This window comes from Pseudomonas sp. ADAK21 (assembly GCF_012935735.1).
In the GTDB taxonomy this organism is placed as follows: domain Bacteria; phylum Pseudomonadota; class Gammaproteobacteria; order Pseudomonadales; family Pseudomonadaceae; genus Aquipseudomonas; species Aquipseudomonas proteolytica.
In genome coordinates this window covers 126,356-148,923 of the sequence record NZ_CP052857.1, presented here as the reverse complement: position 1 = coordinate 148,923, position 22,568 = coordinate 126,356, and the positions used below count along the sequence as shown (strand labels likewise).

The following is a 22,568-nucleotide window of genomic DNA, read 5'->3' as shown; positions in this document are numbered from 1 at the left end:
CTTGAAAATTTCGATTATCACCGTTTGCTACAACAGCGCTTCGACTATTCGCGATACGCTTGAGTCCGTACTGTCTCAGACGTATGGAAATATTGAATACATAGTTGTAGACGGTGCCTCCAAGGATTCTACGCTGGAGATTATTTCGGACTATGAAGGACGTATTTCGACGGTGTTGAGCGAGCCTGACAAGGGCATTTACGATGCAATGAACAAGGGTATCAAGCAGGCGACTGGTGACTATGTTGGTATTCTGAATTCGGACGACGTGTTTTCCAGCACTTCGACTATTCAGGAACTGGTAACGTTTTTGCAGATGAACCCGGATTGTGATGCGTCGTACGCAAATCTGGTATTTGTCCAGCGTGACAATATTGATGTGGTCACGCGAAAATATTCATCCTCCGGTTTTTCAGCATGGAAAATCCGCTTTGGACTCATGTTGCCTCACCCGACGTTCTATGCCCGTAGAGGGCTGTTTGAACAGTATGGTTACTATAAGTTGGGTTATCGTGTATCCGCGGATTTTGAACTAATGGCGCGATTTATTACCCATGACATCAAGCTCGCCCGGCATGACGCGAATATGGTAAAAATGCGCCAGGGCGGTATCAGTACGACCGGATTTTGGTGGAAGATTCACCAGAATATGGAAGTTGTTCGCGCCTGTAGGGAAAATGGTATTTATACCAATATTTTTATGATTGCCATGAAGATACCGTTCAAAGTCGCCAGTTATTTTTTGAAATGAGCATGCTAAATAAGATTCTACTAACGGGTAGCACCGGCTTTGTCGGCTCAGAGCTTTTTGAGCAGTTGTCCTCGCGCGCCAACCATTCGATCTCTGTAGCCAGTCGCTATGAGCTCCCGGCACTTGAGGGCCGGCATCCAGTATTCGCGTTGGGTGATTTTGGTCCACATACGTCATGGCGTGATGCGCTGATTGGCGTGGACTGTGTGATTCATACCGCAGGGCGTGCCCACGTTCTGCAGCAAGAGGCCAATGCGTTGGAATTGTTCAGGGAGGCCAATACCCGGGCGACCCTCAACCTTGCCACCCAGGCCGCCGCCGCTGGAGTTAAGCGGTTTGTGTTTATCAGTTCAATTGGCGTAAACGGTGCCTCTACCGTTGATAAACCTTTCTGCGAAAGTTCTGTTCCCGCTCCCCATGCAGATTATGCGGTCTCTAAGCTAGAGGCTGAAGTCGGATTGCTGCAATTGGCAGAGTCAACGGGCATGGAGGTCGTTATCGTGCGTCCCCCACTGGTCTACGCTGCTCATGCGCCTGGCAACTTTCGGCGCTTGTTGAAGCTCGTCGGTACTGGGCTGCCGTTGCCATTCGGGCGAGTAGAGAACAGGCGCAGCATGGTAGCCCTTGAAAACCTGGTCGATTTGATCATTGTGTGTATTGATCATCCGGCTGCGGCTAACCAAGTGTTTCTTGCATCGGACGGTGAAGATCTTTCCACTTCGCAAATGATCAAGTTCCTGGCCCGAGGGATGGGGCGCCGAGCCATATTGCTTCCGGTCCCTGTCACTCTATTGCGAGTGCTTGCAAAGCTTGCGGGCAAGCAGGGGATTTACACCCAGCTCTGCGGATCCCTGCAGATTGATTCATCCAAGGCTGGCCAGTTGCTTGGATGGACGCCGCCTGTTTCGCCTGAAAAAGCGATGGTATCGGCAGGTAAGAAGTTTATTGATGGGCACGTCGGTTTATAAAGCGTCTGGAGCTTGAGTGATGGTTTGGATTTTTCTGGTTGCCGCTGGCGGTCTTTCTTTATTGCTGACTTCCTACTTGCGGCGTTATGCGCTATCTAAAAGCCTCATGGATATTCCCAACGCCAGGAGCTCTCATACAGTCCCTACGCCTAGGGGGGGCGGTGTTGCAATTGTCTTGAGTTTCCTTCTTCTACTGTTGGTCCTGCCGGTGCTCTCACTGTTGCAGTGGAACTCCGCTTGGGCGTTGATGGGGGCTGGTGCGGGTATTGCGGTGCTGGGTTTTCTGGATGATCACGGGCATATCGCTGCGCGTTGGCGTCTACTGGGGCATTTTGCCGGCGCAATCTGGGCACTGTTCTGGCTAGGTGGCATGCCCCCGATAGCCCTGTTTGGCATGTCCTTGGATATGGGGTGGCTAGGTCTTGTCCTGGCGGCTTTGTATCTGGTCTGGATGCTTAACCTTTACAACTTCATGGACGGCATTGATGGCCTCGCCAGTGTGGAGGCTATCTGTGTCTGCGTAAGTGCCTCGCTGATCTATGCGTTGGCAGGTTTTGGCGTGTTGGCCTGGGCTCCGCTCCTGCTGGCGTTTACGGTTGCCGGGTTCCTCTATTGGAACTTCCCGCCCGCCAAGATCTTCATGGGCGACGCGGGTAGCGGCTTCTTGGGCATCACATTGGGTATTCTTTCATTACAGGCCGCCTGGGTATCGCCGTCACTGTTGTGGGTTTGGCTGATTCTGCTGGGCGTGTTTATAGTTGATGCAACATTCACCCTTATTCGACGCCTGTTGCGCGGAGATAAGGTTTACGAAGCCCACCGCAGCCACGCCTATCAATACGCGTCACGTCAGTTTGGCCGCCACTTGCCCGTTACACTGGTGGTCGGGCTGGTGAATGTATGTTGGCTTCTGCCAATTGCCCTATGTGTTGCGCTGCTGGGGTTGGATGGTGTTGTAGGCATCATACTGGCTTATGTTCCACTAATGATCCTGGCTTGGAAGTTTCATGCGGGCACTGTTGAAAAGACAGTAAGTGCGCAGTAGTTTGTTGATCACTGAAAAAAACGATACGTTCACTGATCCTGGTAGTTGAATTTTTTGTAATGCTGCACCCGTTCGGAGGTTTTATGGAGATGTTGCGGGCCTATTTGTTGGGTTTGCCTCGCCGATACAAAAGATCCATCCAGGTATTGGCCGATATTTTTCTGGTCTGGGTCGCTCTCTGGGCTGCATTTGTAGTGCGTCTTGGCATCGACGAAATGATCAACCCCGTCAGAATGCATTTCTGGATGTTTATCGCGGCACCCATCGTTGCGATTCCCCTGTTCATCCGCTTCGGTATGTATCGTGCTGTGATGCGCTACTTTGGTAACGATGCGCTGATCACCATTATCAAAGCCGTCAGCCTTTCATCGTTGGTACTGGCGGTGGTGGTGTATTGGTATAGCAACCACCAGAACGTTGTGCCCCGCTCGATCATTTTCAACTATTGGTGGTTGAGCATGATCATGATTGGCGGGCTTCGCTTGGCGATGCGCCAGTACTTTCTCGGCGATTGGTTCACTGCCGCACAGCACGTGCCATTTACCAGTCGTGACGATGGCCTGACCAAAGTGGCGATTTACGGTGCCGGGGCCGCTGGCAACCAACTGGTTGCGGCCTTGCGCATGGGGCGGGTAATGCGCCCGGTGGCATTTATCGACGACGATACGAGCATTTCCGATCGCATTATTTCCGGCCTTCAGGTCTACAAGCCCAAACATATCCAGCGCATGATTGACGCAACGGGGGCCGAGGAAATCCTCCTGGCGATCCCGTCGTCCAATCGTGGTCGCCGTCGTGAAATCCTCGGGTTCCTGGAGGGCTATCCACTGCACGTGAGAAGCGTCCCAGGTTTCATGGATCTGGCCAGTGGTCGAGTCAAGGTCGACGATATCCAGGAAGTCGATATCGCCGATCTGCTGGGACGCGATACTGTCCCCGCCCAAGGCGAGCTTCTGGAGCATTGCATCAAGGGGCAGAGTGTCCTGGTGACGGGGGCTGGTGGCTCCATCGGTTCTGAGTTATGCCGGCAGATTCTGTCTCTGCGCCCCACGACACTGCTGTTGTTCGAGCACAGCGAGTTCAACCTTTACAGCATCCTCTCGGAGCTTGAGCAACGGATCGTTCGCGAGTCGCTACCAGTCAAGCTGCTACCTATTCTGGGCTCGGTGCGTAATCAGTCCAAGCTGCTGGATGTGATGCGGACCTGGCATGTAGATACTGTCTACCATGCAGCTGCCTACAAGCATGTCCCGATGGTCGAGCACAATATTGCCGAAGGCGTGTTAAACAATGTGATCGGCACCCTGAACACGGCTCAAGCTGCACTGCAGTCGGGCGTTGCCAACTTTGTCCTGATTTCCACGGACAAAGCTGTGCGTCCCACCAATGTCATGGGCAGCACCAAGCGTTTGGCCGAGTTGACATTGCAAGCCCTGAGTCGTGAGCTGGCGCCGGTATTGTTCGGTGACAACGCCAATATTTCCCGCGTCAACAAAACCCGTTTCACCATGGTGCGCTTCGGTAATGTGTTGGGTTCCTCTGGCTCGGTGATTCCGCTGTTTCACAAGCAAATCAAGTCCGGCGGGCCTCTGACCGTGACCCACCCGAAAATCACGCGTTACTTCATGACCATCCCCGAGGCCGCGCAGTTGGTCATTCAGGCCGGTTCCATGGGGCAGGGCGGTGATGTGTTTGTGCTGGACATGGGCGAACCGGTGAAGATCGTTGAACTGGCCGAGAAAATGATCCACTTGTCCGGCCTTAGCGTACGCTCCGACAAAAATCCCCACGGCGACATTGCCATCGAGTTTTCCGGCTTGCGCCCTGGCGAGAAACTCTACGAAGAGTTGCTCATTGGTGACAATGTTGTCGCGACCCAGCACCCGATGATCATGAGTGCCAACGAAGATCACCTGCCATGGGATGTACTCAAGGACAAGCTGACTCAATTGCTCGCGGCAGTGGAAGCGGACGACTACAACCGCGTCCGCCAGCTCTTGCGCGACACCGTCAGCGGCTACGCCCCAGACGGTGAGATCGTCGATTGGATCTACCAGCAACGTCGTCTGGAGCCCTGAGTTAACACCCTGTAACTCACCCATTTTTGACTATCCCCCCACATCGCCTAAGTTTGAAAAGCAGCTTCGGAAAGCTGCTTTTCCCACTGATGTCATGGAGCGTCTCTAATGCGTAAATCCGTTTTATCCTCCCTGGTTTTTGCCGTCCTCACCAGCCTGTCAGTCGCGGCCTTCGCCGCTCCATCGGCCAAGCCCGAAGCGCCAATGCCGGTAGTCGCCCAGGTAGACAAAAGTGAACAGCCAACCCCAAAAGTCAACCTCAACGCAGCAGACGCTGAAACCCTGCGCCGCGATCTGTTCGGTATTGGCGCCGCCAAGGCCAAGGCGATCATCGCTTATCGCGAGTCCAATGGATCGTTCACGGCGGTGGATGAGTTGCTGGAGGTGAAGGGGATTGGCAAGTCGCTGCTGGAGAAGAATCGCGACAGGCTGGAGGTTAAGTAATCAAAGCAGAAGGCCGGTCATTGACCGGCCTTTTTTGCGTCAGCAGGGGCTGTATTGATCCCGGTTTTCAGGTTTTGCCGCACGACGTCGAGTATGCGTGTCGCCAGTTGCGGGTTTTCGACGCTACGCGCCAGTACCAATGCGCCTACCAGTGTCGACATGATCACCAGGCTTTGTTCGTCCGCACTGGGGCTGCCCAATGCGGTTTCGATTTGCTTGAGTCGGGCGTCGAGGACTGTATCGGTGGTGGGGCTCTGTTGCCCGCGCTGCCCGAGTTCCGAGGACATGGTGGGCAGCGGGCAGCCTTGGTCGGGGGAGGTGTGGTGCCATTCGGACAAGTAGCTGTCGATGAAGGCTTCCAGCGGTCGCTCCTGGCTGAAGATCGCCGCACAATGGGTGTCCAGCTCGGCGGAGGCCGCTTGCAGGGCTTTTTCCACCAGTTCGTCTTTGGATTTGAAGTGGGCGTAGAACCCGCCATGGGTCAGGTTCAGGGCTTTCATCAGGGGCTGCAGGCCGGTGGCGCCGATGCCGTCGCGGCGAAAGCGCACCGACGCTTCTTTAATGATGCGCTGATGGGTTTGAGCTTTGTGATTTTGCGAGTAGCGCATGAGAGGGCCCTCTGTAACATCGCGCCATATTAACCAAGGTTTGGCGCTGTTTCTCGGCCCGATTACAAATTTGCACTAATCTCAATCGATTCGCCTGGCGTGCTGCCGGTAAGGGTCAGCACGAGGCGTTGGTTTCAGCGATCCTGCGCATCCTTGGCATCGGCCTGAGCATTGCGCTCGGCGACGCGTTTGCGTTGTTCGTCGGTCAGTTCCACTTTGTTGGCGCTGTCACGCAGCATCATCAAGCCACCAACGATCGAACCGATGGCGACCACCATGATCAACCAGGCATACCAGGGCATAGGGCTCTCCTTGAGGCTGACTGCCATGGGGAAGATTCCCCACGGCACTATCAGCTTTGAGTGACGGCGTTCGTCAGTCGTTCCATTGTAGGCCCGTTCTGCCTCGCTGGTTTAGAGCCCGGTCAACATGGCATCTGCCGGTGCGTCGGCGCGGTCTTGGGCGGTCAGTTGGAAGTAGATGAAGCCTGCGGCCATGAACCCAAGGAAGATCAGGCCGATCAGGGGGTTGAACCACGCCATGGCGACCAGGCAGACCAACGCCAGGATCAGTGCAATCGCCGGTACGATAGGGTAGCCCGGTGCGCGGAAAGTGCGTTCCAGCAGCGGTTCGCTCTTACGCAGCTTGAACAGGCTGAGCATGCTCATGATGTACATGACGATGGCGCCGAACACCGCCATGGTGATCATCGCCGCGGTAAGGGTCATGCCGCCGAGGTTGATCAGGCCGTCGCTGTAGATCGCGGCGATGCCCACCACGCCGCCGGCAAGGATTGCCCGGTGGGGTGTCTGGAAACGTGACAGCTTGGCCAGAGAGGAGGGCAGGTAGCCGGCGCGGGCCAGGGCGAAGAACTGGCGCGAGTAGCCGAGGATGATGCCGTGGAAGCTGGCGACCAAGCCAAACAGGCCAATCCACACCAGCATATGCAGCCAACCGGAGCTTTCGCCCACCACGGTCTTCATCGCCTGGGGCAATGGGTCGTTGATGTTCGACAGGGTGCGCCAGTCGCCCACGCCGCCAGCAAAGAACATCACGCCCATGGCCAAAAACACCAGGGTCAGGATGCCGCTGATATAAGCCTTGGGAATCGTGCGTTTTGGATCTTTGGCTTCTTCGGCGGCCATGGCGGCGCCTTCGATGGCGAGGAAGAACCAGATGGCGAAGGGGATCGCGGCAAAGATTCCGGCAATCGCCGGCGCACCAAACGTATCGGAACCCGCCCAGCCGTTGAGGGCGAAGTTGCTGAAGCTGAACGCCGGTGCGACCACGCCCATAAATACCAGCAACTCGGCCACGGCCAATACGCACACCACCAACTCGAAGGTCGCGGCGAGTTTCACTCCCAGAATATTCAAGCCCATGAACACGAAGTAGGCCCCGACCGCTGCGTGTTTCGGGTCGAGTGCCGGGAATTGCACATTCAGATAGGCGCCAATGGCCAGGGCAATCGCCGGCGGCGCGAAGACAAACTCGATCAAGGTGGCCAACCCGGCGATCAACCCACCTTTCTCGCCGAAGGCCCGACGGCTGTAGGCAAACGGCCCGCCGGCATGGGGAATCGCGGTGGTCAGCTCGGTGAAGCTGAAGATGAAACAGGTGTACATGGCGGCGACCATCAATGACGTCACCAGGAAGCCCAGCGTCCCGGCCACGCCCCAGCCATAGCTCCAGCCAAAGTACTCGCCCGAGATCACCAGCCCGACGGCGATGCCCCAAAGGTGCAAAGTGCCCAAGGTGGGCTTGAGTTGTGTGTTCATTGCGCTGCTCCCTGAACGGTTTTGAATGTTTCAGGACATTGCAGCGGCCATGCCAGCTTGGAAAAGGGTGTCGTAAAGGGCTGGAACTGTCGTGTGGGAGATAGTCTGTTGTTTGAGACCGTTATTTCGTGCACCAGGGTAGGGCGGTGGTGGATATGCTGACGCTATCGCGGGCAAGCCCGACTCCCACAGTTGACCGGGTACGTCATTTGGAATGCGGCCAACTGTGGGAGTCGGGCTTGCCCGCGATAGCGGTCTCAACAGCCCCACAAACCTCACGTCCACCCCACTCTTTACGCCATCTTTACGCCCCCTCCACCCCCTCGCCCTCGCTCCTTTACACCCCTCCTGCGGACAATGCCCACACGCGGCAGTCGCCGTATGACGGAGAAACTTCCATGAGTGTTCTGGACGGGGTGTCACTGCTATTGGCCGTGGCGCTGTTCATTTATCTGCTGGTTGCGCTGTTGCGCGCGGACCGGGGCTAGGAGCGGCTATGCACAGTTATGACTATTGGCTGATCATGGCCTTCTTCGCCGTGGTGCTGGTTCCGGCGCCATTTCTGGGGCGGTTCTACTACAAGGTGATGGAAGGGCAGCGCACCTGGCTGACCCCGGTTTTCGGGCCGGTGGAGCGCGTCTGTTATCGCGTGGCCGGGGTCGATGCGCAGCAAGAGCAAAGTTGGCAGAAGTACATGTTGGCCCTGCTGGCCTTCAACCTCGCCGGATTTTTACTCCTCTTTTCGATCCTGCTCTTCCAGGACTACTTGCCCCTCAACCCCCAGCAATTGCCCGGGCAGGAGTGGACGCAGGCGTTCAACACCGCGGTCAGTTTCATGACCAACACCAACTGGCAGTCCTACAGCGGTGAGGCGACTCTCAGCTACCTGAGCCAGATGGCCGGCCTGACCGTGCAGAACTTTGTCAGTGCCGCCACCGGCCTGGCCGTCCTTGTCGCCCTTTGCCGTGGGATTGGTCGCAAGTCCGCCAGTACCCTGGGCAATTTTTGGGTGGACATGACTCGCGCCACCCTCTATGGCCTGCTGCCATTGTGCCTGCTGCTGGCGTTGTTCCTGGTGTGGCAGGGCGTGCCGCAAACCTTCGCCCACTACGTTGATGCGCTGACCCTGCAAGGCGTTGATCAAGTGATCCCGCTCGGCCCGGCCGCCAGCCAGATTGCGATCAAGCAACTGGGGACCAACGGCGGTGGCTTCTTCGGTGTCAACTCGGCGCACCCATTCGAAGACCCGACGGCCTGGGCCAACCTGTTTGAAGTGGCGGCGATCATCATGATCCCGGTGGCGCTGGTGTTCACCTTTGGCCACTACGTCAAGGACCTGCGCCAGAGCCGCGCGATCCTTGGCTGCATGCTCGCGCTGTTCCTGATTGGCGGTTCGGTGTCGTTGTGGTCCGAGTACCAACCCAACCCGACCCTGAACAATCCGGCCGTGGAGCAGACTGCGCCGCTGGAAGGCAAGGAAGCGCGCTTCGGCACCACCGGTACGGTGTTGTGGTCGGTGACCACCACGGCGGCGTCCAACGGCTCGGTCAACGGCATGCAAGACAGCCTCAGCCCCCTGAGCGGGATGGTGGCGCTGGTCAATATGATGGTGGGCGAAGTGATCTTCGGCGGCGTCGGCGCCGGCATGTACGGCATGTTGCTCAACGTGCTGATCGCGGTATTCCTCGCCGGCTTGATGATTGGCCGCACCCCGGAATACCTCGGCAAGAAACTCCAGGCCCGGGAAGTGCAACTGCTGGTGGTGACCCTGCTGGTAATGCCGGTGGGCGTGCTGGTGCTCGGCGCGATTGCCGCCAGCGTGCCGGCTACCGCTGCGACCATCACCAACCCCGGCCCCCATGGCTTCAGCCAGTTGCTGTACGCCTACACCTCGGCCAGTGCCAACAACGGTTCGGCGTTTGCTGGCCTTGGCGCCAACACGCCGTTTCACAACCTGATGCTCGGGTTGGGCATGTTGATCGGGCGCTTTGGCTACATCCTCCCGGTGCTGGCCCTGGCTGGCAGCCTGGCGATGAAGAAAAGCGCACCGATCGGCCAGAACAGTTTCCCGACCCACGGCCCGTTGTTCGTGACGTTGCTGACCGTGACCATTTTGCTGGTGGGCGGCCTGACGTTCCTGCCGACGCTGGCACTGGGCCCTATCGCTGAACACCTGAGCATGGGCTTCTAAGGGGTATGAACATGAATATGCCTGTAAACAATGCCGCTCCGGTCAAGACCCAGGAATCGGCCAAGACTGCGATCTCGGCCCTGTGGCGCCCTGCGTTGGTCCAGGCGTTCGTCAAGCTGGACCCGCGCCAGTTGAAGCGTTCGCCGGTGATGCTGGTGGTTGAGCTGACCGCGATCCTCACCACGGTGCTGTGCCTGGTGCCGGACAGCACCGTGCCGACCTTTGTCGCGGTGCAGATTGCCCTGTGGCTGTGGTTCACCGTGCTGTTCGCCAACTTCGCCGAAGCCCTGGCCGAGGGCCGTGGCAAGGCCCGTGCCGATAGCCTCAAGGCCGGCAGTGAGGGCCTGAGTGCGCGGCGCCAGGAGGCCGATGGCAGCTTCAAGGTGGTGCCCGCCACCAGCCTGCGCAAAGGTGATGTGGTGCGGGTAGCGGCCGGGGAAATGATCCCGGGCGACGGTGAGGTCATCGAAGGCATCGCGGCGGTCAACGAAGCGGCGATCACCGGTGAGTCCGCGCCGGTCATCCGTGAATCCGGCGGCGACCGCTCGGCGGTCACCGGCAATACCCGGTTGGTCTCGGACTGGCTGGTGATTCGCATCACCGCCAACCCTGGCGAGTCGACCCTGGACCGCATGATTGCCCTGGTCGAAGGCGCCAAGCGCCAGAAAACCCCCAACGAAGTGGCGTTGGATATCCTGCTGATCGGCCTGACCCTGATCTTCCTGCTGGTGGTCGTGACCTTGCAGCCGTTCGCCCATTTCGCCAATGGCAGCCTGCCCTTGGTGTTCCTGGTGGCGCTGCTGGTCACGCTGATTCCTACCACCATCGGTGGCCTGCTATCGGCCATCGGCATCGCCGGCATGGATCGCCTGGTGCGCCTCAATGTGATCGCCAAGTCCGGGCGCGCCGTGGAAGCGGCGGGGGACGTGCATGTGCTGTTGCTGGACAAGACCGGCACCATCACCTTTGGCAACCGGCGCTGCGCTGGCATCTATGCCGCGCCCGGCGTCAACGGCAAGGAGTTGGCCGAAGGCGCGCTGCTGGCCTCGCTGGCAGACGATACGGCGGAGGGCAAATCCATCGTCGAATACCTGCGTGCCCTGCACCCGTACACCGAGCCCTCTGTGCAAGAGCTGACGGGCGTGCCGTTCAGTGCCGAAACGCGCTTGTCCGGTGTGGACTATCAAGGCCGCGTCTACCGTAAAGGCGCTGTCGATTCGCTGCTGGCGTTTATCGGTCAGCAGCGCCAGGACCTGTTACCGGCGCTGTCCCGGGAAATCGACAAGATCGCCCAGAGCGGCGGCACCCCGTTGCTGGTGTGTGCCGACGGTAAACTGCTCGGCGCGATCCACCTCAAGGACGTGGTCAAGCCCGGCATTCGCGAGCGCTTTGCCGAGCTGCGCAAACTGGGGATCCGCACGGTGATGGTAACCGGCGACAACCCGCTGACCGCCGCCGCGATTGCCGCTGAAGCCGGCGTGGATGATGTGCTGGCGGAAGCCACGCCGGAGAAGAAACTGGCGCGCATCCGCCACGAGCAAAACGACGGGCGCCTGGTGGCCATGTGTGGTGACGGCGCCAACGACGCCCCGGCCCTGGCCCAGGCGGACGTGGGCATGGCGATGAATGACGGGACCCAGGCGGCCCGCGAGGCGGCGAACATGGTCGACCTCGACAGCGACCCGACCAAGCTGCTGGACGTGGTGCAGATCGGCAAGGAACTGCTGGTGACCCGGGGCGCGCTGACCACCTTTTCGATTGCCAACGACGTGGCCAAGTACTTCGCGATCCTGCCGGCGTTGTTCGCCTCGATCTACCCGCAATTGGGCGTGCTCAACGTGATGCACCTGAGCAGCCCGCAGAGCGCGATTCTGTCGGCCATTGTGTTCAACGCGCTGATCATCGTGGTGCTCATCCCCCTGGCCCTGCGCGGTGTGCGAGTGCAGGCAGCGAGTGCGGCGGCGTTGCTGCGGCGCAACCTGTTGATCTATGGCGTGGGCGGGCTTTTGGTGCCGTTCGCCGGGATCAAGGCGATCGACATGCTGCTGACCGCGCTGCACCTGGTCTAACCCAGCCCTGTAGGAGCCGGCAAGCTGGCTCCTACAGGTCACGAATCAATTGAGGAAGATGAAATGTTCAGTACGATCCGTCCGGCCTTGAGCCTGTTGGTATTGATGACCCTGATCACTGGCGTGGCCTATCCGCTGGTGGTGACCGGCGTCGCCCAGGTGGCCTTTCCTGACCAGGCCAATGGCAGCCTGGTGCGCGATGCCGAAGGCAAGGTGCGCGGCTCCAGCCTGATTGCCCAGGAATTTACCGGCGAACGCTGGTTCCACTCGCGGCCTTCGGCAGGTGCGTTTGCCACCGTCTCCAGCAGCGCCAGCAACCTTGGCCCGAGCAATCCGGCGCTGGCGACGCGGGTGTTTGACGACGCCGCTAAAATTCAGGTGCCAGGCCAGGGCCCCGTGCCCCTGGCGCTGTTGACGACCTCCGGCAGTGGTCTTGATCCACACTTGCCACCGCAGGCAATTGCCTATCAACTGGCGCGGGTGGCGGCGGCACGGCAGTTGCCGGTGTCGACCCTGGAGCGCTTGATGGACGAGCATATCGAACAGCCGCTGGTGGGGCCGCCGGTGGTGAATGTACTGGCGCTGAACATGGCGCTGGAAAAGCTGTAAACCGTGGCGCCGCCATCGCGGGCAAGCCCGCTCCTACAGAGGAATGCATTGCCCCTGTAGGAGCGGGCTTGCCCGCGATGGCGGCAGCATGTTCCCCACATCACTAACTGAAAGAAGACTGTTCCCATGAGTGACTCCGGCCGCGCCGACGCCCTCCTAGCCGACCTACCCAAGCACGGCCGTGGCCGGCTCAAAGTATTCCTCGGTGCCGCCCCCGGCGTGGGCAAGACCTACGCCATGCTCCAGGCGGCCCACACCCAACTGCGCCAGGGCGTCAAAGTGGTGGCCGGGGTGGTCGAGACCCACGGTCGCGCCGAGACCGAGGCCTTGCTCAGTGGCTTGCCCCAGCAGCCGTTGCTGCGCTCGGAATACCGTGGGGTGATGCTCGAAGAGATGGACCTCGACGGCTTGCTCGCCAGCAAGCCCCGGCTGGTGCTGGTAGACGAACTGGCCCACAGCAACGCCCCCGGCAGCCGCCACGAAAAGCGCTGGCAGGACATCCAGGAACTGCTCTCCGCCGGCATCAACGTGTTCACGACGGTCAACGTCCAGCACCTGGAAAGCCTCAACGACCAGGTGCGCGGTATCACCGGCGTGCAAGTGCGCGAAACCCTGCCGGACTGGGTGTTGCAGGAAGCCGATGAGCTGCTGCTGATCGACCTGCCATCCCGCGAATTGCTGGAGCGCCTGCGCGACGGCAAGGTCTACGTGCCGGAGCAGGCGCGGGCCGCCATCGATGCATTCTTTACCCAGACCAACCTCATGGCCCTGCGCGAGTTGGCGATGCAGACCGCCGCCGCTCACGTGGATGACGACCTGGCCCAGGGCTACCGGCAACTGGGCCAGGCCGCGCCGACCGTGCGCGGCCGTCTGTTGGTGGGGGTGGATGGCGATGCCGAGGCCGAGCGCCTGGTGCGCCACGCCAGCCGTGTGGCCCAGCGCCGGCATTTGCCGTGGAGCCTGGTGCATGTGGACAACGGCCGGATGCGCGACGAGCAGTCGCGGCTGCGCCTGCAAAACGCCCAGCAGTTGGCTGAGCGCCTGGGTGGCGAAGTGGTGTTGCTGCGTGCCGGCGAAGTGGCCAAGACCCTGATCCAGCACGCGGCCGAACGCCGTGCCAGCCTGGTGCTGGTGGGGCAGTCGCGCCCGCGCTGGCGGCGTCGACTGTTCGGCGGCGGTTTGGCGGCGCGCTTGCTGCGCAATGCCCGGGGCCTGGAGATCAACGTCCTCGACAGCGATGAAACGCCGGTGCCGCCACGCTTGCCCGAGGTGCGGGGCCTGGTGTGGTTCGACTACGCCCTGGCGCTGCTGGCAACCGTGCTGGCCAGTGCATTGGCGTGGGGGGTGTCGAGTATCCTGCCGCTGCCCAACATCTCCCTGGTGTTCCTCGCGGCTGTGCTGCTGGTGGCGGTTCGCAGCAGTCTGGGCCCGGCATTGGCCTGTGCGGCGCTGTCGTTCATGACCTATGACTTTTTGTTTATCCCGCCGAATTTTTCCTTCGCCATCCAGCGTGAAGAAGATGTGCTGACGCTGTTGTTTTTCCTGCTGATGGCGGCGCTTACCGGCAACCTGGCTGCGCGTCAGCGTCGGCAACTGCAAGCCCTGCGCGACACTCAGGAAGAAACCAGCGAGCTCCTCGACCTGTCGCGCAAACTCACCGCCGCCACCGACCGCCAAGCGGTGATCAGCGCAGCGGCCCATCATCTGCAGGGCTGGAGCGATTTGCAGTTGTGCCTGGTCAATCGCGACGGGCCCAGTGAGTGGAAAGTCGAGACCGGTGGGCCGATCACCTTCACCGAAGCCGAACGTGCCGCCGCGGACTGGGCCTGGCAGCACGACCAACCGGCAGGCATGGGCACTGGCACCTTGCCGTTTGGGCGTTGGTGGTGGTGGCCGTTGTCCGCTGAAAATGGTCCATTGGGTTTGCTCGGCGTCAGCCCCAAGGCCGGCCTGGAACTCAGTGGCCAACGTCGGCGCCTGCTCACGGCCTTGAGCCAGCCATTGGCCCAGGCGCTGGCCCGTGCCCAGCTGGCGCAGAATCTGGAGGCCGCCCGTTTGCATGGCGAGACCGAGCAACTGCGCAGCGCCTTGCTGGCTTCGGTGTCCCATGATTTGCGCACGCCGCTGACCTCCATGCGCGGCAGCATCGACAGCCTGCTGGCCCTGGGCGAAGCCATTCCCCTGGAAGATCGCCGTGAGCTGCTCGAAGGCACTCGCGACGAAGCCGAGCGCCTGGACCGCTATATTCAGAACCTGCTGGACATGACCCGTCTGGGCCATGGCGCCTTGAAGCTGGCGCGCGACTGGGTGTCGCCCGGCGATATCGTCGGCAGTTCCCTCGCCCGTTTGCGCGCGGTGCTGGCGCCGTTGCAGGTGAGTACTGACGTGCCGCCCGAGTTGCCGCTGCTGTATGTGCATGCCGCCTTGATCGAGCAGGCCCTGGTCAATGTGCTGGAAAACGCCGCGCGTTTTTCACCGCCCCATGGTCGCTTGCAACTGCGTGCCGGTGTGGCGGACCAGGCGTTGTTTTTCTCGGTGAGTGATGAAGGCCCGGGGATTCCTGAAGAGGAGCGGGCGAAGATTTTCGATATGTTCTACACCGCCGCTCGCGGCGACCGCGGCGGGCAGGGCACCGGGCTCGGCCTGGCAATCTGCCAGGGCATGGTCGGCGCCCACGGCGGGCATATCAGCGTGGCCGAGGGCATCGACGGGCGGGGCACTTGCATCACCTTGTTCCTGCCATTGCAGACCCAGCCGAGCCTGGAAAGTGAAGCGTGATATCAGGTGCGCTACTCTTATTTTTTTTCAGCGATTGTGACGGAACACCATGAGCCAGACTGCGACGATTTTGGTCATTGATGACGAGCCGCAGATTCGCAAGTTCTTGCGCATCAGCCTGGCGTCCCAGGGCTATAAGGTAATTGAGGCTGGAACCGGCGCCGAAGGGTTGGCCCAGGCGGCATTGAACAAGCCGGACCTGCTGGTGCTGGACCTGGGCCTGCCGGATATGGACGGCCAGCAGGTGCTGCGTGAGTTGCGCGAATGGTCGACGGCCCCGGTGCTGGTGTTGTCGGTACGGGCCAGCGAAGGGCAGAAGGTCCAGGCGCTGGACGGTGGCGCCAATGACTATGTGACCAAGCCGTTTGGCATCCAGGAGTTCCTGGCCCGGGTCCGTGCGTTGTTACGCCAGGCGCCTGTCGGAGAAGCCCAGCAGGCGGCGCTGCAGTTTGGCCCGCTGACGGTCGACCTGGCCTATCGGCGGGTGTTGCTGGACGGTGTCGACGTGGCCCTGACCCGCAAGGAATACGCGGTGCTGGCGCAACTGGCGCGTTATCCAGGCCGGGTGATTACCCAGCAACAGTTGCTCAAGGACATCTGGGGCCCGACCCATACCGAAGACAGCCACTACCTGCGCATTGTGGTGGGGCACTTGCGCCAGAAGCTGGCGGATGACCCGACCCAGCCACGCTTTATCGTGACCGAGGCGGGGGTGGGGTATCGGTTGTTGGGGGCTGAGGGCTGAGGGATTGTGGTGGCTGGACCGGCCTCATCGCGGGCAAGCCCGCTCCCACCTTTGAATGCATTCACAAATCTGAATGTGGGAGCGGGCTTGCCCGCGATAGGGCCCCAAGCCCCAGCGAAGCTCTCAACTCTGCTCACTCTCATACCGATCCAACGTATCACTGGCAATCTCACGCCCCAGGGCGATCAGTTCTGGCGCCTTGTAGAACTCGAAGAACCGGCACACGCGCTTGGGCACGTTGATCAGCACATCCGGCGGGTAGCCCGCGATCTTGTACTGGGCCAACGATGTCTGCATCACCTCGAAACTCTGGTTGATCAGATCCAGCAGCGATGCCGGCCCCACGTTGTCGATGATGAACGAACCGGTAGCGGATTTCGGTGCACCAGCGGACTCAGGGGCGGCGGCCGGTTGCTGGGCTTCGGGCTCGGCGCCCTCGAGCCAGGGGTTGATATCAGCGGCTTGCGCCTGCAGCGCTTCCTGTTCCAGCAACAGCAGTTGCTCGGCCTGTTTGCGCCGAAACGGCAGGTGCGAACCCAACGAGCGCACCAGGTTGTCGAAGCGGCTCTTGAACGCCGGCGGGCGCTGGATTACCGGCAGGGTGTAGTGCTTCTGGTTGGTGGCGTTGAGGTTGACCGCAATGATCAGGTCGCAATGGCTCGACACCACCGGCACGATTGGCAGCGGATTGAGCAGGCCGCCGTCCACCAGCATGCGGTTGCCTTGCATCACCGGGGTAAACAGGCTGGGAATCGCCGCCGAGGCGCGCATGGCCTGGTGCAGGCAGCCTTCCTGGAACCAGATTTCCTGTTGGTTGGTCAGGTCAGTGGCGACGGCGGTGTAGGGAATGCGCAGGTCTTCGATATTGATCTCGCCGACGATCTTGCGGATCTGCCCGAAGACTTTTTCGCCGCGTATCGCGCCCAGGCGAAAACTCACATCCACTAGGCGCAGCACGTCCAGATAGTCCAGGCTTTCGATCCAGTTGCGGTAGTCCTTAAGCTTGCCTGCGGCATAGATCCCGCCGACCACCGCGCCCATGGAGCAGCCGGCGATACAGGCGATTTCATAGCCGCGCTTTTCGATCTCTTCGATCACCCCGATGTGGGCATAACCCCGCGCTCCACCGGAGCCCAGGACCAATGCAACGCGTTTTTTCATGATCGGATCCTTCGCAAAACAGCTGTCCACAATGCACCCAACCAGGGGGCTGCTTCAATCCTAGCTGACAAGAGTGATTATTTTCATAAGCCGAGCTAGTTGCTCGGGTATGCTTTGGCTATCGGCGCTAGGCATTTCAGGCTGTGTGATAAGGCACTTTTCGATGTAGGCAACGTCTACATCCCACGACTGTTTTCTTTTCTTGAGGTGTCATTGATGAAAGCCTGGATGTGTTTGCCTGTGATTGTGTTGGCCCTGGCCGGTTGTGCCGGCAAAACGGCCTATCGCGATAGCTGCGGCAGCCAATTGGACGCGGCGTGGCACGAACTGGATTTGGCCAAGGCTGAAGGTTTCGCCGGCACGGTCAGCTATTCCAAGGCCCTGTCGTTGCTGACTGGCGCCAAGACCCAGCAACAATTCGAAGCGTTCGAAGGGTGCGCCAGCAAGGCGGAAAAAGCCCGTTTCTATATCCGTGAGTCGCGCGCCGGGCGTTGATCCGAGTCAGCGCAACATGCTGGGGTAGTGGTTAAGGTAGTTCCAGACGCCTGTTTTGCGCAGGTACATGGACGTTGTTTATCAGGGGAAGCAGCATGTCGGCGTTGGTGGATCAGTTGGTCACCCAGGTCATTGGCCTGGAAGTCGGATTGTTGAGTTGCCAGGCGCGCCTGGCGGCGGTTACCGATGACGAAGCGCTGCATGACCTGCGCACCACGGTGCGGCGCCTGCGCAGCCTGCTGCGCCCCTTGCGCGGGCTGCCCGGCGTCGAACAACTGGAAGCGGCCGCCAGCGCAGTCGGCCAATTGACCACGCCGTTGCGCGACCGTGAGGTGCTGGCGGCGTACTTGCAGCAGCACGGTTATCACGACGCTGCGGCGCGGCGTCTGCGCCAGCAGCCACAAACCTATCGGCAGGTGGCGCAAAGCCCGGAAGTCGCACAACTGCTGCTGATCCTGGATGCCTTTCCCCGCTTTATCCGCGCGTCAGATCATCAAAAACTACTCAAGGGGCTGCGGGCGCGCATCGAAAAGCGGCTGGCCAAGCAATGGCAGACCCTCGATGCGGCCCTGCACGATCCCGGTCACGACCGCCATCGCCTGCGCTTGTTGATCAAGCGCGTACGTTACGCGGCCGAGGCTTATCCGCAATTGGGGCAATTGCCGGCCAAGGCCATGTCCCGTCTCAAATCCGCCCAAGGCGCACTGGGGGATTGGCATGACTGCTGGCAATGGCTGGCGCAGGCCGAACACCAGGCGGATCTGCAACCTTGTGTTGCGGTCTGGCATCGCACCATGGCCCAGGCCGAAGGCAAGGCGGATCGGGTACTGGATAAGCTGGCGGCGGAGTGTTTCTGAGCCTGCGGCTTATCTGTCTGGGTATTTGGCCGGAATAAGCGCTGTACCTGGCTGGCACGCTGGTTAAGATCGCACAATCGATTTTCTTGATGTGAGGTCGCCATGCGCTTTAGTGATTTGCTCGACGCCGCCCGTAATAACCCGCTGGACGTGTCTATCCCGGCGCAATGGGCCCAGGGCCGTGCCACGTTTGGCGGCCTGGTCGCCGCCTTGCAATACGAAGCCTTGCGCGCCCAGGTGCCGGCAGACCGGCCGTTGCGTTCGTTGGCCGTGACGTTTGTTGGGCCGGTGGCGCCAGACGTCTCTGCCAGCTATCAAGTGGAAGTGCTGCGCGAAGGCAAGGCGGTCAGCCAGTTGCTGGGGCGGGTGGTGCAGGGTGGGGAAGTAATGACCCTGGCACAGGCCAGTTTCGGCGCATCACGGCCTTCGGAGATCGACGTGCCAGCATTGCCCGCGCCAACCTTCAAGCATTGGGACGAATGCCAGGAACTGCCCTATATCAAAGGCGTGACGCCTGAGTTCATGCGCTACCTGGCAATGCGCTGGAGCGTCGGCGGTTTGCCGTTCACGGGCAACAAATCCCGGGAGATGGGCGGCTGGGTGCGTTTGCGCGGGGATGTGAAGGAGGAGCCTTTGACCGAAGCGCATATCCTCGCGCTGGTGGATGCCTGGCCGCCGGCCCTGCTACCGCACCTGAAGCGGCCTGCAGCGGGCAGCACCCTGACCTGGACCATCGAATTCATCCAGCCTCTGGCGCAATTGACGACCCTGGATTGGTGCCAGTACCACGTCGAGATCGAGCATGCCCGCGACGGCTATGGTCATGCCGCTGCGATGTTGTGGGGGCCTGACGGCCAGTTGATCGCCATCAGCCGCCAGACCGTGGTGGTCTTCGCCTGAGCCCGCGTCAGTGGCGGTGACGCCAGGCTTGCCACCAGCCGCCACTGAGGACAAAGCGCGCAAAGGTCACGAACTGCTCGACCACCAGGCGCTGCACTGCATCCTTACGATCACTGAACGGCTCGCTGGCCTGAGCTTCCAGGCTGTGCCCATGACGTTGCAGGGCCAGGCCGGCCAACACGCCGACCACGCCGATGGCAAAGCTGGCCAAGCTCAGGCTGAACACCCCGGACACAATCAGCAGAAACCCGACGATGAACAGCGGTACTGCAATCAGGTGCAACACCAGGTTGGTCGGGTGCTGATGGTTCTGCGGGTAGGCGCGCCATTGCCAGGCCGGGAGATTGGGGTGACGTTTGCCCATGATGATAAATCCTCTGTCCATTGATACTCGATGAACAGAGTCTAGGTGGGGCGGGCAGGGGCGGCGAATTGGGGTTGGCTATGGGGGTTATAGCCAATTGACGGGTTCAGCCAACGGCAAGCGTTGGCTGAACGGCAGGCAAACCTCACAACTTCAGTTGACCGATCGCCTTGCTCAACTCGCCAGCCAGGGTCGCCAGTTCGTTGCTGGTGGTCGCGGAGTCCACGGTCTGTTGCACGGTGTTTTCTGTGACATCACGGATGCTCACCACCGCGCGGTTCATCTCTTCGGCCACATGGCTTTGCTGTTCGGCGGCGACCGCAATCTGCGTGTTGCTCTCGCGCATCTGCGCCACGGCACTGGTGATTTCCGCGAGTGAGGCGCCGGCTTCCTGGGCCTGCTGCACGCAGTCATCGGCCTTGAACGAGCTTTCCTGCATAAAATCCACCGCATCCCGGGTGCCGGCCTGCAGGGCCGAGACCATGCGCGTGATCTCATCGGTGGAGCTTTGCACGCGCTTGGCCAGGTTGCGCACCTCATCGGCCACCACGGCAAAGCCGCGGCCCATCTCCCCGGCGCGGGCGGCTTCGATGGCAGCGTTGAGGGCCAGCAGGTTGGTCTGTTCGGCGATGCTATGGATCACCCCGACCACGCCGTTGATCTTCTGACTGTCCTCGGCCAGCTTCTGGATCATCTCGGCGGTTTGCTGCACGCCGGTGGACAACCCGGCAATCGAACGCTGGACCCGGGTCACCACTTCCTGGCCGCTGCCGGCCAGGGTGTCGGCGGTCTGTGACAGGTCCCGTGTGGCGCCGGCGTGCTGGGCAATGTGATACACGGTGGCGGTCATTTCATTGATCGCGGTGGCTGCCTGGTCCGTCTCGCTTTGCTGGCCGAGCATGCCGTGCTGGACTTCATTCATGCTGCTGGCCAGGCGCGCGGCGCCGTCGTCCAGCAGTTTGGCGGTGCGCGCCACAGTACTGACCACCCGCTGGTAGCCGGCCTGCATGGCGTTGAACGCGCTGGCCATCTGCCCGACTTCGTCCTTGCAGGCCAGGGGAACGCGGGCCGAGAGGTCGCCGGTTTTTTCTACGTGCAGCATCACGTCTTTCAAGGTGTTGAGTTGGGCGAGCAAAAAGCGGATCAGCAGTTGCGAGGCACAGAGCATCGCCAGCATCAGGATCAGCACCGCCACCGCGTAGTTGGTGAAGCGTTCGGTAAACACCTGGCTCAGGCTCGGTGCATACGCCAGTACGGCGATTTGCTGGCCGTCGGCGCGGGAGATGACCTCGGCGCCCAGCAACGGGTTTTCGCCGAACAGCGGCATAGAGTTGAACTCGACCCAGCCATTGGCCTCGCTGAGGGCGGACAGGTCCTGCTCTGCCAGTTCGGGAGCCAGGCCCCGCTGGAACACCAGCCAGTGCTCGTCCTTGGGCAGCAGCTGCCCCGCCGGCCATGCGCCGAGCAAGCGCCCCTGGGCTTGTGCCGAGGCTTGGGAGGCATGGCTGCGGGCCTGTTGCTCAAGGTGCACGGCGTACAGCACCAGCAGCAGCGTGGTGATGAAAGCGACCGCATTCACGGCCCAGAATTTGTACTTCAGCGAGATATTGCTAAGCCAGGCACCCATGGAAGGTTTTCTCTGATAGCGGAAACAGTTTTGGCAAGGTGCCATTATTGTGCCGCTATTCGGAAAAAGGGTGTTGATGTGGGTCAATGCGCCGCGTCAATCCAACGCAGGCAGGCCGAAAAACGTACGGGAGCAGGCGGTGCTGTGTTGGGCCAGGTCTTCCAGGCTTTCTTCGCGGTGCAGGGCCACTTCGCGCAACACCTCCGGCAAGTAGGCTGGCTCATTGCGCCCGTTCTTCGGTTTGGGCCGCAGGGTGCGCGGTAGCAGGTAGGGCGCGTCGCTTTCCAGCATCAGGCGGCCCCGGGGGATTTCCCTGACAAGCGGGTGCAGGTGCGTGCCACGGCGTTCGTCACATATCCAGCCGGTGATACCGATATGCAGGTCCAGGTCGAGGTAGCTGAACAGTGCGCGTTGTTCGCCGGTGAAGCAGTGCACCACGGCGGCGGGCAGTTGATCGCGGTAGTCGCGCAGGATCTCCAGCAGGCGCTGGTTGGCGTCCCGTTCATGGAGAAACACCGGCAAGCGCAATTCGACGGCCAATGCCAGGTGGGCTTCGAGGACTTTTTCCTGCTGGGGGCGGGGTGAGAAGTCACGGTTGAAGTCCAGCCCGCATTCACCCACGGCACGCACCCGGTCCTGGCTGAGCAGGTCACGCAGTTGCCGCTCGCTGTCGGCGTTCCAGTCGCTGGCGCTATGGGGGTGAATGCCCGCGGTGCTGAACAAGCGTCGGGCGCTTGGATCCAAGCGCTGGCACAGTTCCAGGGCTTGTTCGCTGCCGTGCACGCTGGTGCCGGTGACCACCAGTTGGCCCACGCCGGCGGCGTAGGCGCGGTCGAGCACGGCCTGGTGTTTGTCGTCGAAACTGGGGTTGGTCAGGTTGACGCCAATATCAATGAGTTGCATGGTGCTATCTCCGCCTGCGGCCGGAAAGTCTATCAGAGCTGTGGTTTTATAAGAAAAGCCAAGAACTACAACGAGTTATCGCTGTCTTTGAACGTCGCAAGTCACACCGTGGTTGGCCGAAGGCCTGCTGCTGTGACACCCTTGCGCCCAAAGTCTGCGCCACTGGCGCTCTGTTTCTGTCCCCCAATGTGGCGTTT

Annotated in this window: 21 protein-coding genes; 14 read left to right on the top strand and 7 right to left on the bottom strand. The window is 60.7% G+C overall.

Annotated elements, in window-relative coordinates; genetic code table 11:
- Position 1: 1 nt before the first annotated feature.
- The 5 genes from HKK57_RS00695 to HKK57_RS00675 all read left to right on the top strand — a co-directional run bounded on the left by HKK57_RS00695 (position 2) and on the right by HKK57_RS00675 (position 5,286).
- A complete protein-coding gene (locus HKK57_RS00695) occupies positions 2-751 on the top strand; it encodes a glycosyltransferase family 2 protein (protein WP_169389630.1) in 750 nt (249 codons plus the stop codon).
- A 2-nt stretch (positions 752-753) separates the two neighbouring features.
- Entirely contained in the window at positions 754-1,719 is a 966-nt protein-coding gene (locus HKK57_RS00690) for a UDP-glucose 4-epimerase family protein (protein WP_169389629.1), read from the top strand.
- A gap of 19 nt (positions 1,720-1,738) precedes the next feature.
- A complete protein-coding gene (locus HKK57_RS00685) occupies positions 1,739-2,764 on the top strand; it encodes an MraY family glycosyltransferase (RefSeq protein ID WP_169389628.1) in 1,026 nt (341 codons plus the stop codon).
- Positions 2,765-2,847: 83 nt separating this feature from the next.
- Positions 2,848-4,842: a polysaccharide biosynthesis protein gene (locus HKK57_RS00680; RefSeq protein ID WP_169389627.1), complete on the top strand. Its 1,995-nt coding sequence runs from the start codon at positions 2,848-2,850 to the stop codon at positions 4,840-4,842.
- A 108-nt stretch (positions 4,843-4,950) separates the two neighbouring features.
- Complete coding sequence (locus HKK57_RS00675) at positions 4,951-5,286, top strand: ComEA family DNA-binding protein (protein ID WP_169389626.1); 336 nt, start codon at positions 4,951-4,953, stop codon at positions 5,284-5,286.
- A 17-nt stretch (positions 5,287-5,303) separates the two neighbouring features.
- Here HKK57_RS00675 and HKK57_RS00670 read toward each other — a convergent pair whose 3' ends face one another.
- From HKK57_RS00670 to eat, 3 genes are all read right to left on the bottom strand, one after another.
- Positions 5,304-5,894: a TetR/AcrR family transcriptional regulator gene (locus tag HKK57_RS00670; protein WP_070995185.1), complete on the bottom strand. Its 591-nt coding sequence runs from the start codon at positions 5,892-5,894 to the stop codon at positions 5,304-5,306.
- Between the two features lie 134 nt (positions 5,895-6,028).
- A complete protein-coding gene (locus HKK57_RS00665) occupies positions 6,029-6,196 on the bottom strand; it encodes a DUF2897 family protein (protein WP_003172675.1) in 168 nt (55 codons plus the stop codon).
- Positions 6,197-6,307: 111 nt separating this feature from the next.
- Positions 6,308-7,672: an ethanolamine permease gene (gene eat, locus HKK57_RS00660; RefSeq protein WP_070995184.1), complete on the bottom strand. Its 1,365-nt coding sequence runs from the start codon at positions 7,670-7,672 to the stop codon at positions 6,308-6,310.
- Positions 7,673-8,070: 398 nt separating this feature from the next.
- On the opposite strand from eat, the gene kdpF reads away from it, so the two are divergent.
- From kdpF to HKK57_RS00630, 6 genes are all read left to right on the top strand, one after another.
- Positions 8,071-8,160, top strand: coding sequence for a K(+)-transporting ATPase subunit F (kdpF, locus tag HKK57_RS00655; RefSeq protein ID WP_032863112.1), 90 nt, complete (start codon positions 8,071-8,073; stop codon positions 8,158-8,160).
- An 8-nt stretch (positions 8,161-8,168) separates the two neighbouring features.
- Positions 8,169-9,863, top strand: coding sequence for a potassium-transporting ATPase subunit KdpA (gene kdpA / locus HKK57_RS00650; protein WP_169389625.1), 1,695 nt, complete (start codon positions 8,169-8,171; stop codon positions 9,861-9,863).
- A gap of 5 nt (positions 9,864-9,868) precedes the next feature.
- Complete coding sequence (gene kdpB / locus HKK57_RS00645; RefSeq protein ID WP_169389624.1) at positions 9,869-11,932, top strand: potassium-transporting ATPase subunit KdpB; 2,064 nt, start codon at positions 9,869-9,871, stop codon at positions 11,930-11,932.
- 63 nt (positions 11,933-11,995) lie between these two features.
- Positions 11,996-12,541, top strand: a complete 546-nt coding sequence (kdpC, locus tag HKK57_RS00640; protein ID WP_169389623.1) for a potassium-transporting ATPase subunit KdpC — start codon at positions 11,996-11,998, stop codon at positions 12,539-12,541.
- A 126-nt stretch (positions 12,542-12,667) separates the two neighbouring features.
- A complete protein-coding gene (locus HKK57_RS00635) occupies positions 12,668-15,319 on the top strand; it encodes a sensor histidine kinase (RefSeq protein ID WP_070995180.1) in 2,652 nt (883 codons plus the stop codon).
- Positions 15,320-15,368: 49 nt separating this feature from the next.
- A complete protein-coding gene (locus HKK57_RS00630) occupies positions 15,369-16,064 on the top strand; it encodes a response regulator (protein WP_070995179.1) in 696 nt (231 codons plus the stop codon).
- A 123-nt stretch (positions 16,065-16,187) separates the two neighbouring features.
- On the opposite strand, the gene HKK57_RS00625 is transcribed toward HKK57_RS00630, so the two are convergent.
- Positions 16,188-17,225, bottom strand: coding sequence for a patatin-like phospholipase family protein (locus HKK57_RS00625; RefSeq protein ID WP_029300796.1), 1,038 nt, complete (start codon positions 17,223-17,225; stop codon positions 16,188-16,190).
- Positions 17,226-17,441: 216 nt separating this feature from the next.
- On the opposite strand from HKK57_RS00625, the gene HKK57_RS00620 reads away from it, so the two are divergent.
- The 3 genes from HKK57_RS00620 to HKK57_RS00610 all read left to right on the top strand — a co-directional run bounded on the left by HKK57_RS00620 (position 17,442) and on the right by HKK57_RS00610 (position 19,477).
- Positions 17,442-17,720 (top strand): hypothetical protein, encoded by a 279-nt coding sequence (locus HKK57_RS00620; protein ID WP_029300795.1) that lies wholly within the window; start codon positions 17,442-17,444, stop codon positions 17,718-17,720.
- A 95-nt stretch (positions 17,721-17,815) separates the two neighbouring features.
- Positions 17,816-18,577 (top strand): CHAD domain-containing protein, encoded by a 762-nt coding sequence (locus HKK57_RS00615; RefSeq protein WP_070995441.1) that lies wholly within the window; start codon positions 17,816-17,818, stop codon positions 18,575-18,577.
- A gap of 102 nt (positions 18,578-18,679) precedes the next feature.
- The gene (locus HKK57_RS00610; RefSeq protein ID WP_029300793.1) at positions 18,680-19,477 is read left to right on the top strand and encodes an acyl-CoA thioesterase; all 798 of its coding nucleotides are present in this window, start codon (positions 18,680-18,682) and stop codon (positions 19,475-19,477) included.
- 7 nt (positions 19,478-19,484) lie between these two features.
- Here HKK57_RS00610 and HKK57_RS00605 read toward each other — a convergent pair whose 3' ends face one another.
- The 3 genes from HKK57_RS00605 to HKK57_RS00595 all read right to left on the bottom strand — a co-directional run bounded on the left by HKK57_RS00605 (position 19,485) and on the right by HKK57_RS00595 (position 22,371).
- Complete coding sequence (locus tag HKK57_RS00605) at positions 19,485-19,841, bottom strand: Mpo1-like protein (protein WP_169389622.1); 357 nt, start codon at positions 19,839-19,841, stop codon at positions 19,485-19,487.
- 145 nt (positions 19,842-19,986) lie between these two features.
- Complete coding sequence (locus HKK57_RS00600) at positions 19,987-21,468, bottom strand: methyl-accepting chemotaxis protein (protein WP_169389621.1); 1,482 nt, start codon at positions 21,466-21,468, stop codon at positions 19,987-19,989.
- A 96-nt stretch (positions 21,469-21,564) separates the two neighbouring features.
- Positions 21,565-22,371 carry a TatD family hydrolase gene (locus HKK57_RS00595; protein WP_169389620.1) on the bottom strand — a complete coding sequence of 269 codons (807 nt, stop codon included), beginning with the start codon at positions 22,369-22,371 and terminating at the stop codon, positions 21,565-21,567.
- Between the last annotated feature and the right edge of the window lie 197 nt (positions 22,372-22,568).

Bases quoted from the DNA above. Each gene is read 5' to 3' on its own strand.
- HKK57_RS00635 (WP_070995180.1), top strand. From the start codon at position 12,668: ATGAGTGACTCCGGCCGCGCCGACGCCCTCCTAGCCGACCTACCCAAG.
- kdpA (WP_169389625.1), top strand. From the start codon at position 8,169: ATGCACAGTTATGACTATTGGCTGATCATGGCCTTCTTCGCCGTGGTG.
- HKK57_RS00610 (WP_029300793.1), top strand. From the start codon at position 18,680: ATGCGCTTTAGTGATTTGCTCGACGCCGCCCGTAATAACCCGCTGGAC.
- HKK57_RS00620 (WP_029300795.1), top strand. From the start codon at position 17,442: ATGAAAGCCTGGATGTGTTTGCCTGTGATTGTGTTGGCCCTGGCCGGT.
- kdpC (WP_169389623.1), top strand. From the start codon at position 11,996: ATGTTCAGTACGATCCGTCCGGCCTTGAGCCTGTTGGTATTGATGACC.
- HKK57_RS00615 (WP_070995441.1), top strand. From the start codon at position 17,816: ATGTCGGCGTTGGTGGATCAGTTGGTCACCCAGGTCATTGGCCTGGAA.
- HKK57_RS00605 (WP_169389622.1), bottom strand. From the start codon at position 19,841: ATGGGCAAACGTCACCCCAATCTCCCGGCCTGGCAATGGCGCGCCTAC.
- HKK57_RS00630 (WP_070995179.1), top strand. From the start codon at position 15,369: ATGAGCCAGACTGCGACGATTTTGGTCATTGATGACGAGCCGCAGATT.
- HKK57_RS00595 (WP_169389620.1), bottom strand. From the start codon at position 22,371: ATGCAACTCATTGATATTGGCGTCAACCTGACCAACCCCAGTTTCGAC.
- HKK57_RS00690 (WP_169389629.1), top strand. From the start codon at position 754: ATGCTAAATAAGATTCTACTAACGGGTAGCACCGGCTTTGTCGGCTCA.
- HKK57_RS00685 (WP_169389628.1), top strand. From the start codon at position 1,739: ATGGTTTGGATTTTTCTGGTTGCCGCTGGCGGTCTTTCTTTATTGCTG.
- kdpF (WP_032863112.1), top strand. From the start codon at position 8,071: ATGAGTGTTCTGGACGGGGTGTCACTGCTATTGGCCGTGGCGCTGTTC.
- HKK57_RS00675 (WP_169389626.1), top strand. From the start codon at position 4,951: ATGCGTAAATCCGTTTTATCCTCCCTGGTTTTTGCCGTCCTCACCAGC.
- eat (WP_070995184.1), bottom strand. From the start codon at position 7,672: ATGAACACACAACTCAAGCCCACCTTGGGCACTTTGCACCTTTGGGGC.
- HKK57_RS00625 (WP_029300796.1), bottom strand. From the start codon at position 17,225: ATGAAAAAACGCGTTGCATTGGTCCTGGGCTCCGGTGGAGCGCGGGGT.
- HKK57_RS00670 (WP_070995185.1), bottom strand. From the start codon at position 5,894: ATGCGCTACTCGCAAAATCACAAAGCTCAAACCCATCAGCGCATCATT.
- HKK57_RS00665 (WP_003172675.1), bottom strand. From the start codon at position 6,196: ATGCCCTGGTATGCCTGGTTGATCATGGTGGTCGCCATCGGTTCGATC.
- kdpB (WP_169389624.1), top strand. From the start codon at position 9,869: ATGAACATGAATATGCCTGTAAACAATGCCGCTCCGGTCAAGACCCAG.
- HKK57_RS00680 (WP_169389627.1), top strand. From the start codon at position 2,848: ATGGAGATGTTGCGGGCCTATTTGTTGGGTTTGCCTCGCCGATACAAA.
- HKK57_RS00600 (WP_169389621.1), bottom strand. From the start codon at position 21,468: ATGGGTGCCTGGCTTAGCAATATCTCGCTGAAGTACAAATTCTGGGCC.